Origin of the sequence: Pseudomonas sp. G1002, from assembly GCF_013385455.1 — a bacterium.
GTDB lineage: Bacteria > Pseudomonadota > Gammaproteobacteria > Pseudomonadales > Pseudomonadaceae > Aquipseudomonas.
On record NZ_JACAPY010000018.1, the window covers coordinates 152541 to 162868 of the forward strand.

General features: G+C 62.5%; 9 protein-coding genes. 7 read left to right on the top strand and 2 right to left on the bottom strand.

Features of this window, described 5'->3' with window-relative positions; genetic code table 11:
* The first annotated feature begins 165 nt into the window (after nucleotides 1-165).
* From HX801_RS09120 to HX801_RS09140, 5 genes are all read left to right on the top strand, one after another.
* Nucleotides 166-3702, top strand: coding sequence for a DUF2339 domain-containing protein (locus HX801_RS09120; RefSeq protein ID WP_177021923.1), 3537 nt, complete (start codon nucleotides 166-168; stop codon nucleotides 3700-3702).
* Nucleotides 3702-5057 (top strand): DUF3999 domain-containing protein, encoded by a 1356-nt coding sequence (locus tag HX801_RS09125; RefSeq protein ID WP_177021924.1) that lies wholly within the window; start codon nucleotides 3702-3704, stop codon nucleotides 5055-5057. The genes HX801_RS09120 and HX801_RS09125 overlap by 1 nt, the downstream gene beginning before the upstream one ends.
* A 107-nt stretch (nucleotides 5058-5164) precedes the next feature.
* Nucleotides 5165-6175, top strand: coding sequence for a class 1 fructose-bisphosphatase (locus HX801_RS09130; protein WP_003217989.1), 1011 nt, complete (start codon nucleotides 5165-5167; stop codon nucleotides 6173-6175).
* 143 nt (nucleotides 6176-6318) lie between these two features.
* Nucleotides 6319-6573: a hypothetical protein gene (locus HX801_RS09135; protein WP_003217986.1), complete on the top strand. Its 255-nt coding sequence runs from the start codon at nucleotides 6319-6321 to the stop codon at nucleotides 6571-6573.
* 32 nt (nucleotides 6574-6605) lie between these two features.
* On the top strand, nucleotides 6606-7175 hold the full coding sequence (locus HX801_RS09140) for a lipocalin family protein (RefSeq protein WP_003217984.1): 570 nt from the start codon (nucleotides 6606-6608) through the stop codon (nucleotides 7173-7175).
* Between the two features lie 129 nt (nucleotides 7176-7304).
* Here the strand turns inward: HX801_RS09140 and HX801_RS09145 are convergent, their stop codons facing one another.
* The gene (locus HX801_RS09145) at nucleotides 7305-8669 is read right to left on the bottom strand and encodes a formimidoylglutamate deiminase (protein WP_087693348.1); all 1365 of its coding nucleotides are present in this window, start codon (nucleotides 8667-8669) and stop codon (nucleotides 7305-7307) included.
* Nucleotides 8670-8747: 78 nt separating this feature from the next.
* Between HX801_RS09145 and hutC the strand changes: the two genes are divergently transcribed.
* Together hutC and HX801_RS09155 are read left to right on the top strand one after the other, a co-directional pair.
* Complete coding sequence (gene hutC / locus HX801_RS09150) at nucleotides 8748-9527, top strand: histidine utilization repressor (protein WP_177021925.1); 780 nt, start codon at nucleotides 8748-8750, stop codon at nucleotides 9525-9527.
* Nucleotides 9524-10084 carry a HutD family protein gene (locus HX801_RS09155; RefSeq protein ID WP_003217978.1) on the top strand — a complete coding sequence of 187 codons (561 nt, stop codon included), beginning with the start codon at nucleotides 9524-9526 and terminating at the stop codon, nucleotides 10082-10084. Before hutC ends, HX801_RS09155 begins: the two co-directional genes overlap by 4 nt.
* Here HX801_RS09155 and HX801_RS31880 read toward each other — a convergent pair.
* Nucleotides 10059-10328, bottom strand: a 270-nt coding sequence (locus tag HX801_RS31880) for a hypothetical protein (RefSeq protein ID WP_218166072.1), incomplete at its 5' end; no start/stop codon positions are given. The genes HX801_RS09155 and HX801_RS31880 overlap by 26 nt on opposite strands.

Genomic DNA, 10328 nt, shown 5'->3' on the forward strand with positions numbered 1-10328 from the left:
GCAATAAAAAATGTGGGAGCGGGCTTGCTCGCGAAAGCGCAGCGTCAGTCGACAAATTTGTGACTGATCCACCGCCTTCGCGAGCAAGCCCGCTCCCACATGGGGTCCGTGTCGATATACTGAGCATCGCCTTTGCCCGCTTCGGGCTGCTTAGGGATATCCGCCATGCAATGGATTTTCATGCTGATTGGCCTGGTGCTCGGCTGGACACTCGACGAGTCGTTCAGTGATGCGGGCATTGGAGCGCTGCTCGGTTTGGGCATTGGCCAGGCGATTCGCCTGTCGATGTTCGCCTCGCGTACGGAGGAACAAGGCCGTCAGCTGGAGTCTGCCCGCAACGCCCTGAAAGTGGTCGAGCAACGCCTGGCCTTGCTGGAAAGGCCTGCCGCCGTTGAAACCCCCGGACCTGTGTTTGTCGAAGAGCCGCTGCCGGTAGCGGCGCCGCCTGAACTCGTCTGGGAATTACCCGCCGAACTGGAACCTGCCTACGCAAGTGTGGTGGCCGAACCCAGCCAGCCATTGCCGGCTGATGTGTGGCGGGCCGAACCGAGCGCGAAAATCCCTGAACAACCTGCCGCGCCTGCGGTGCCTCGCGGCCCCAACTTTATCGAGCGCGCAATCAGCGGTGCCCGCAACTGGCTGTTCGGTGGCAACACCGTGCTGCGGGTCGGTGTGGTGTTGTTGTTCCTCGGCCTGGCCTTCCTGCTGCGCTATGCCACTGAAGGCATGGTGGTGCCAATCGAGTTGCGTTACGCAGGTGTCGCCGGTTGCGCATTGGCACTGCTGGGCCTGGGTTGGTGGCTGCGGCTGCGCAACAGTAATTATGGGTTGATGCTGCAGGGCACCGGCATCGCCGTGTTGTACCTGACTGTGTTCGCCGCGATGCGCCTGCACCCGTTGCTCGACCCCGGCGCGGCACTCGGCTTGCTGGTGGCGGTCACCGTTTTCTCGGCGATCCTGGCGATTACCCAGGACGCCCTCGGCCTGGCCTGCGCCGCTGCACTCGGCGGTTTTGCGGCACCGATCCTCACGTCCACCGGCGCCGGCAACCATGTGGCGCTGTTCAGCTATTTCGCCCTGCTCAACGCAGGCATTCTCGCCATCGCCTGGTTCAAGGCCTGGCGCCTGCTCAATTTGATCGGTTTTGTCGGCACCTTCGGCATCGGCTTCGCCTGGGGCATGCGCTCCTATACACCGGAGCTGCTGTGGAGCACCGAGCCGTTCCTGATTCTATTTTTCCTGATGTACCTGGGCATCGGCCTGTTGTTCGCCCGGCGCAAGTTGCTGGAGATGCGCGACGCGCCGGACGATGACAGCCGCGGCGCGTTGCTGCGCTGGTCGGCGGCCAAGGGCGATTATGTCGACGGCAGCATGCTGTTCGGTCCGCCGCTGGTGGGCTTCGGTTTGCAGTTTGCGCTGGTGCAGCACCTGGAATTTGCCGCTGCGTTCAGCGCGCTGGCCCTGGGCATTATCTATATGGGCCTGGCTCGTTTGCTGAGTGGCGGGCGCGCCTTGCTGCTGGCGGAAACTTGCCTGGCGCTGGGTGTGATCTTCGCCAGCCTGGCGATTCCGTTGGGCCTCGACGCACGCTGGACCGCGGCGGCCTGGGCCGTGGAAGGCGCCGGGATTTTCTGGCTCGGCCTGCGTCAGCAGCGGCCTTTGGCACGGGCGTTTGGCTTGCTGTTGCAAGTCGGTTCGGCGCTGGCGTTCCTCAGCGAATTGCGGATTGGCGAGACCAGCCTGCTGGACGGTGCACCCTTGGGTGCGTTGTTGCTGGGGGCGGCCTTGCTGTTCAGTTTCGACCAGTTGCGCAAGGCGCCGGTGGAGCACGCGGCGCAGTGGGAGCGTCGAGGCTTGCCGGTATTGGCCAGTGTGGGCCTGGGCTTCTTGTACCTGCTCGCACCGTTGCTGCTGTGGACCCAAGGCACGGCCATCAGTTGGGCGCTTGCCGGTCTTGCGACCTTGCTGGTGGGCCTGCGCATCGGCTCGCGTACGTTCCTCTTCACCGCGTTTGCCGTGCAACTGCTGGGTGGTGCGCTGTTCCTGCTGCGCCTGCAAGCGGGTGCTGATTCAGGCGCGGTGTTCAGTGCGGGCTGGAGCGGCTTGCTCACCGCATCGCTGATTGGCCTGGCATTGATCGGCGGCATGCTGCTGGCCGCGCGGGACACCATGGTGCGCAGCGATGTGCGGTTGTTGCGTGGCCTGTCGGTGGTGTTGCTCGCCGGGTTGGTGCTGATCAACCTGGCGGTGCTGTTTGTGCTGCCGTGGGAGACCGCCAGCGGCGTGTGGGCGGCCAGTGGTTTGTTGATCATCTGGCTGAGCCTGTACCTGCAACAGCGCGTCAGTTTTGTCTTCGGGTTGTTGCTGCAAGTGATCGGCGGCGCTTCGTTCCTGATCGCGGTGCCGGACCTGCTCGGGCCGCTGACCAGCGAGGGTTTGCGTCCTTTGGGCCATAGCGGTTTCTGGACGCCAATGGTGCTCGGGCTGGCGGCGCTGGTCGGTGCCTGGCGCTTGCAGCGCAGGCCTCATGCGCCGGTGTTCGAGGCGTTGAGTTTGCAGCGGCTGTCCGACGTGCTGCTGGTGTGGGGTGCGGGTTGGTGGACGCTGGCGTTGGTCAGCGAAGTGCTGCGTTTTGCACCGTCGATGCTGCAAGGCACCTGGCTGTTGGCGGTAGCGGCGGTGAGTGTGGCGATCTGGGCGGTATTGGCCCTGAGGCTGCAATGGGCGTCGCTGGGCTTGCTGTGCACGCTGTTGATGCCGGCGGCGGGCGTGGTGTTGCTGGGCTCGTGGGGCTCGCGTTATCACCCGGCGGCGAACTTCGCCTGGCTGGCATGGGCGGCGGTGTTTGCGGTGCACTTCGTGTCGCTGCGACGCCTGGCTTCGGTCATTCCGGAGAAAGCCCTGAGCGCCGCGCATGTGCTTGGTTGCTGGCTGCTGATCGGCGTGCTGGCGCTGGAGCTGCGCTACGGCCTGTTGCTGCTGTCCGAGGAATACAACGCCTGGCGCTGGCTGGGCTGGGCGATCCTGCCGAGCCTATACCTGGTGCTGGCCGCCGCGCCGCGCAGTTGGCCGTGGCCGGTGTCGGCGTACCCGCGCGAGTACCGGTTGTATGCCGCGTTGCCGCTGGCGGTGTTGATGCTCGGCTGGTTCTGGCTGGCGAATATCTTCAGCGACGGCACCGCCGAGCCGCTGCCATATGTGCCGCTGCTTAACCCGCTGGATATTGGATTGCTATTCGCGCTGTTGGGTGTGTACCTGTGGTCCCGCAGTGCCGCACCGCAACGCGGGCCGCGCGCCGAACTGGTCGCCCAGGCGGTCGCCGGTGTCTCGTTGTTCGCCTTCTTCACCGCGCTGGTGATGCGCACGGCTCATCACTGGGGTGGCGTGCCGTTCCATCTGGATGCGTTGCTGGAGTCGATGCTGGTGCAGGCCGGGCTGTCGATCGTGTGGACCCTGATTGCCCTGAGCCTGATGATCGGCGGCCATCTGCGTCATCGGCGTGAGGTGTGGCTGATCGGTGCGGCATTGATTGCCGTGGTGGTGGCCAAATTGTTCTTCGTCGAATTGAGCAACCGTGGCGGGCTGGCGCGGATCGTATCGTTTATCGGTGTGGGCGGGCTGTTGCTGGTGGTGGGCTATTTCGCCCCGCTGCCCCCCAAGCGCCCCGAGCCGGTGGTTGAAACTGAAGGAGTGGCCTCTTGATGGGCAAGCTGAGTGTGGCGCTGTTGGGGTTGTGCACGACGTTATCGGCCTGGGCCCAGGAGACGCCCGCCGATTTCACCACGCGGGTACCGCTGACGATCAGTGGCGAAGGCCCGTGGTACCGCCTGGAACTGCCGCTGGCGGTGCAATTGAGCGCCCGTCAGGCCGACCTGGGTGATGTGCGGGTGTTCAACGCCGCTGGCGAGCCCCAGGCTTACGCACTGGCGCGGCAGTCGGCGCAAAGCACCGAAAGCCGCAGCCTGTCCAACGTGAAGTGGTTCCCGTTGTACGCTGCGGCTGACTCCTCCGAAGCCGTGCCCAGCGTGCGTGTGCAATCCACGTCCACCGGCACGCTGGTGCAAGTGCAGCCGCCGAGCCAACTGGAGGCCGGCGAAGAAGTGCTGCGCGGCTGGTTGCTCGACGCGAGTGCGATCAAGGCCCCGTTGCAGCAACTGATCCTCGACTGGACGAGCGAGCGCGACGGCTTCCAGCGTTTCAGCATCGAAGCCAGCGACGACTTGCAGCACTGGCGCGCGTGGGGCGAAGGGCAGGTGGCGCGGTTGTCGTTTGCCGATGAGCGCGTCGAGCAGCATGAAGTGAGTTTGCCGGGGCAGTCGGCGCGGTATCTGCGTCTGCTGTGGAAAGGCCAGGCGGCACCGGCGCTGACGTCGGCGCAGTTGGAGAGTGTCAGCGCCCACAACCTGCCGTTGCCGCTGGTGTGGTCGCAGCCGTTGTCGGGCAGCCGGCTCAAGGCCGGGGAATACAGCTGGCAGTTACCCAACGCACTGAACGTCGAACGCTTGCGAATCGACTTGAGCCAACCCAACAGCCTGGCGCCGGTCACCTTGTCGGGCCGCCGGGAAACTAATCAGGCCTGGCAACCCATGAGCAGCGGTTTGCTCTACCGGTTGACGCAAAATGGCCAGGACGTTTTACAGAACGAACTGCAGTTGCCGGGCCAGGCTGTTGCGCAGCTCAAGCTCGACGTGGACGAACGTGGCGGTGGCCTGGGCGTGGAGGCGCCGACCTTGAGCTTTGCGGTGCGGGCCACGCAGTTGGTGTTCCTGGCGCGGGGCGAGCCACCGTTCACCCTTGTGCTCGGCAATCCGTCGGTGAAAGGCGCGAACTTGCCGCTGTCGACCCTGATTCCGGACTACAGCGCCGAACGTCTCGCGGGGCTTGGGCAGGCCAAGGTGGCGGGCGAGGCGGTGGTGACATCGCCTGCGGTCGCGGCCCCGGTTGATGCCGGGCCGAACTGGAAAAAGCTCGGTCTTTGGGCCGTGCTGCTGCTCGGTGTGGCGGCCCTGGGCGCCATGGCCTACAGTTTGCTGCGCAAGCCACCGGTGGCACGTTAAATAAAGTCCATGAACTCTATTGGGTTTAAATCCTCTGATAGGAGGAAATACGCCCCGACTCGCGTTAAACTGCGCGGGTTTTTAGCCCCCCATTTCCGGAGCCTTCCATGTCCCGCGTTACCCTGAGTCGCTATTTGATCGAGCAGACCCGCAGCAACAACACGCCTGCCGATCTGCGCTTCCTTATCGAAGTGGTGGCGCGTGCTTGCAAGGAAATCAGCCACGCCGTGTCCAAAGGCGCGCTGGGTGGTGTCCTGGGCAGCATGGGCACTGAAAACGTACAAGGCGAAGTGCAGAAGAAGCTTGACGTGATCTCCAACGAAATCCTGCTCGAAGCCAACGAGTGGGGCGGTCACCTGGCCGGCATGGCGTCCGAAGAAATGGACAATGCCTACCAGATCCCGGGCAAATACCCGAAAGGCGCGTACCTGCTGGTATTCGACCCACTGGACGGTTCGTCGAACATCGACATCAACGCGCCAGTCGGCACCATCTTCTCGGTACTGCGTTGCCCGAACGAATACCTGAGCCAGAACGAAGCCCTGAACGAAAAGGCCTTCCTGCAGCCGGGCACCGAGCAGGTAGCTGCCGGTTACGCGATCTACGGCCCACAGACCATGCTGGTGCTGACCCTGGGCGACGGCGTCAAGGGCTTCACCCTGGACCGCGAAATGGGCAGCTTCGTGCTCACCCACGAAGACATCACCATTCCTGCGTCCACCCAGGAATTTGCAATCAACATGTCCAACCAGCGTCACTGGGAAGAGCCGGTTACCCGCTACGTGGGCGAGTTGATGGCCGGCGAGGAAGGCCCGTTGAAGAAGAACTTCAACATGCGCTGGGTGGCTGCGATGGTTGCCGACGTGCACCGCATCCTGACCCGTGGTGGCCTGTTCATGTACCCACGCGACAGCCGCGAGCCGTCCAAGCCGGGCAAGCTGCGCCTGATGTACGAAGCCAACCCGATGTCGTTCCTGGTTGAGCAGGCGGGCGGTGCGTCCACCGACGGCCACCAGCGCATCCTCGACATCCAGCCTGAAGGCCTGCACCAGCGCGTAGCGGTGTTCCTGGGTTCGAAGGAAGAAGTTGAGCGTGTGACCGGCTACCACAAGGCGTAAGTCCTTGCGGTAAGCAAAAGCCCCGAAACGTTTCAGCGTTTTCGGGGCTTTTTTGTTTTCGCTCGTCGGGAACCAGACACCTCTTTTCCCTTCTAAGCTTCTGGCAGACCCCCAAGCTGCTTCGTCTCTCCAGGAGTTTTTCCATGTCGTTACGCCGTCTCGCCCTGTTGTCGTTTTGCGTGCTTCTGGCCGCTTGCAGCAAGGTCACTCAAGAAAATTACGCAAAACTGTCGGCCGGCATGCCAAAGGCCGAGGTGGAGTCGTTGTTGGGCAAGCCGACTGATTGTTCTGGCGCGCTGGGTATGTCCAGTTGCACCTGGGGCGATAAAAACAGCTTTATCAGCGTGCAATATGCCGGTGACAAAGTACTGATTTTTTCCGGGCAAGGCCTGAAGTAAACCGGGGCGAAAGCCTGCGGGAGAAAAACAACATGATGCGTTTCGTTCTATACCTCTGCGCCAGCCTGTTTTTGGCGGGCTGCGCCAGCCATTCTGGCGATGATCTGCAACCCAAGACTGTTGGCAGCGTCAACCTCAAGCGTTACCAGGGCACCTGGTATGAGTTGGCCCGTTTGCCGATGTACTTCCAGCGCAATTGTGCGCAGTCCGAAGCCCGCTACACGCTGTTGCCCGATGGCAACATGTCGGTGTTCAACCGCTGCCTGACCCCTGAGTGGAAGTGGCAGGAAGCCAAGGGCACCGCAACGCCGCAGGTCGCCGGCAAGACCGACAAACTGTGGGTCGAATTCAATAACTGGTTCACCTCGCTGTTGCCGGGCGTGGCCAAGGGCGATTACTGGGTGCTGTACGTCAGCGATGACTACAAGACCGCCATTGTCGGCAGCCCGAGCCGGCGCTACATGTGGTTGCTGTCGCGCACACCGACGGTCAGCGCCGACACCCGCGAAGACCTGCTGAGCAGGGCGCGGCAGCAGGGGTATGACACCACACGTTTGATCTGGCGTACGTCGGACAAGCAGATGGCGAAGACCTCGCAGTAATACGAAACAGCGCCAATCCAATGTGGGAGCGGGCTTGCTCGCGAAGGCGGTGTGACAGTCACCGGATGTATTGACTGATCCACTGCTTTCGCGAGCAAGCCCGCTCCCACATTTGTTATGTGTCGTCTGTCAGCCCAGCAAATCCCGCAGGACCTGAGTAAACGCCCGGCTGCTGTCTTCTTCGGCGGCGTGATGCCCGTCGCGCACCACCCACTTTCCGTTGACCAGCACGTCGCGCACCTGGCGATCACCACCGGCAAACAACCAGCGATTGAGGATCCCGTCTTCGTTCGCTGTCGCCAGGTACGGATCGTTACCGTCCAGCACCAGCCAGTCCGCACGCTTGCCAACTTCCAGGCGCCCAATCGGCTGCCCCAACGCTTCGGCACCGCCGTCCAGCGCGGCATCGAACAGCGTACGCCCAACCATCGGCTGATCGCTGCGATACAGCCGGTTGCGCCGCTGGTCCCGCAGCCGCTGCCCATATTCCAGCCAGCGCAATTCTTCCACCACGCTCAGTGATACATGGCTGTCGGAACCAATCCCCATGCGCCCGCCCTGGGCCAGGAAGTCCACCGCCGGGAAAATCCCGTCGCCCAGGTTGGCTTCAGTGGTCAGGCACAACCCGGCAATCGCCCGGCTCCTGGCCATCAACGTCACTTCTTCCGGATTGGCGTGGGTGGCGTGCACCAGGCACCAGCGCTGATCCACTTCAACATGGTCATACAGCCATTGCAGCGGGCGCTGGCCGCTCCAGGCCAGGCAGTCGTCGACTTCCTTCTGCTGCTCGGCGATGTGGATATGCACCGGGCACGCCTTGTCGCTGGCGGCCAGCACTTCGCTGATCTGTTGCGGTGTGACGGCGCGCAGCGAGTGGAAACACAGGCCCAGCCGTTGTGCCGGTTGCGCGGCCAGAATCGGTTGCAGGCGTGATTGCAGGCTCAGGTAATTTTCGGTGCTGTTGATAAAGCGGCGCTGGCCTTCATTGGGTGCCTGGCCGCCGAAACCGGAGTGGCTGTAGAGCACCGGCAACAACGTCAGGCCGATACCGCTGCTGGCGGCGGCCTGGCTGATTTGCCGCGACAGCTCCGCAGGGTCGGCATAGGGCTGGCCGCTGACGTCGTGGTGCACGTAGTGAAATTCGGCCACCGAGGTGTAGCCGGCCTTGAGCATTTCGATATACAACTGGCGCGCGATGACCTGCAACTGGTCGGGGCGGATCTTGCCGACCATCCGATACATCAGGTCGCGCCAGGTCCAGAAACTGTCATTCGGGTTGCCGGCCACTTCCGCCAGCCCGGCCATCGCGCGCTGGAAAGCGTGGGAATGCAGGTTCGGCATGCCCGCCAGCACGGGGCCCCTGAGCCGTTCGGCACCGTCTGCACTGGCGTTGGGCTCAACCTTGGTCAGCAGGCCATCGGCGCTGACTTCAAGACGTACATCGTTGGCCCATCCATTAGGCAGCAGCGCGCGTTCGGCAAAGAAAGCGGACATGATTCAGGCACCCCAGTCGTGTGTTTATTTGTATATACATATACAGACGTTTGCCTGCTCGGTAAACTCCGGCAAGCTATGCTTCTTTTTCACCTACAAGGATTTCCTGTGTCGACTCCGCCCGCCAAGTCTCCACTGGCTGCCCACATGGACGAAAGTCCGGCGCCCTTGTATGCCCGCGTCAAACAGATGATCAGCCAGCAGATTCTCAACGGCAACTGGCCGCCGCATTATCGCGTGCCTTCGGAGAGCGAACTGGTCAACCAGTTGGGCTTCAGCCGCATGACCATCAACCGCGCCCTGCGCGAGTTGACTGCCGAAGGCCTGCTGGTACGCATGCAAGGTGTGGGCACCTTTGTCGCCGAGCCCAAGAGCCAGTCGGCGCTGTTTGAAGTGCACAACATTGCCGATGAGATCGCCTCCCGCGGTCATCGCCATACGTGCAGGGTCATTACCCTCGGTGAAGAAGCCGCCGGCTCCGAGCGCGCCGTCGCGCTGGAAATGCGCGAAGGCGGGCGGGTGTTCCACTCGTTGATCGTGCACTACGAAAACGACATTCCGGTGCAAATCGAAGACCGTTTCGTCAACGCCCTGGTAGCACCGGAATACCTGCAGCAGGATTTCACCCAGCAAACGCCCTATGCCTACCTCAACCAGGTGGCGCCGCTGACCGAAGGCGAGCACGTGGTCGAGGCGATCCTGGCCGACGCCGACGAATGCAAGCTGCTGCAAATCGAAACCAGCGAGCCATGCCTGCTGATTCGCCGCCGCACCTGGTCTGGCCGCCAGCCGGTCACGGCCGCACGTTTGATCCACCCCGGTTCCCGTCATAGCCTGGAAGGACGTTTCAGTAAATGAGTTCGATGAAAGTCTGGCGCGCTACCGATTACATTCGCATGCCGTGGAAAAACGGTGGCGGCAGCACTGAAGAAATCACCCGTGACGCGGGGGAGGGCCTGGACGGTTTCGGCTGGCGCCTGTCGATTGCCGATATCGCCGAGTCGGGCGGGTTCTCCACCTTTGCCGGGTACCAGCGCATTATCACCGTGCTGCAAGGCTCGGGCATGGTGCTGACGGTGGATGGCGAGGAACAACTCGGGTTGTTACCGCTGCAGCCATTCCCGTTCAAGGGTGACAGCCAGGTGTCCTGCCGCTTGATCGGCGGGCCGATCCGCGATTTCAACCTCATCTATTCGCCGCAGCGCTATCAAGCGCGGTTGCAATGGATGGACGGCACGCAGCGTTTCTTCAGTGCCGCGCACACCGTGCTGGTGTTCAGCGTGGCCGATGAAGTGAAGGTGCTCGGTGAGCGGCTGAACCGTCACGACTGCCTGCAACTGGACGGTAACACCGGCCTGCTGGATGTCAGTGTGACTGGCCGTTGCTGCGTTATCGAATTGACTGCCGCCGCCTGAACAGGTGGGGGTTTCTTCCCCCACATTTTGTTTCCCTCTTCCCGCACCAACTTGTTACCGAACGCCCCAGCATGGCGCAAAGCCCTGCCTCGATGACAAGTGTCCCGCACTGTAAAAATCCCCCGTAAGAAAATTCATCATGCTGCGAAGCCTTGTTTTCCAAGGCTTCCACCCTCGTCCCGGAAAAATCTTCAAACCTTGCGCGCAAAGTTGGCCGCTTGATTGCATATGCTTGTATGTACAA

What these genes read in the sequence shown, in the direction of transcription:
- HX801_RS09120 (WP_177021923.1), top strand. Translation starts at nt 166, where the DNA reads ATGCAATGGATTTTCATGCTGATTGGCCTGGTGCTCGGCTGGACACTC.
- HX801_RS09125 (WP_177021924.1), top strand. Translation starts at nt 3,702, where the DNA reads ATGGGCAAGCTGAGTGTGGCGCTGTTGGGGTTGTGCACGACGTTATCG.
- HX801_RS09130 (WP_003217989.1), top strand. Translation starts at nt 5,165, where the DNA reads ATGTCCCGCGTTACCCTGAGTCGCTATTTGATCGAGCAGACCCGCAGC.
- HX801_RS09135 (WP_003217986.1), top strand. Translation starts at nt 6,319, where the DNA reads ATGTCGTTACGCCGTCTCGCCCTGTTGTCGTTTTGCGTGCTTCTGGCC.
- HX801_RS09140 (WP_003217984.1), top strand. Translation starts at nt 6,606, where the DNA reads ATGATGCGTTTCGTTCTATACCTCTGCGCCAGCCTGTTTTTGGCGGGC.
- HX801_RS09145 (WP_087693348.1), bottom strand. Translation starts at nt 8,669, where the DNA reads ATGTCCGCTTTCTTTGCCGAACGCGCGCTGCTGCCTAATGGATGGGCC.
- hutC (WP_177021925.1), top strand. Translation starts at nt 8,748, where the DNA reads ATGCTTCTTTTTCACCTACAAGGATTTCCTGTGTCGACTCCGCCCGCC.
- HX801_RS09155 (WP_003217978.1), top strand. Translation starts at nt 9,524, where the DNA reads ATGAGTTCGATGAAAGTCTGGCGCGCTACCGATTACATTCGCATGCCG.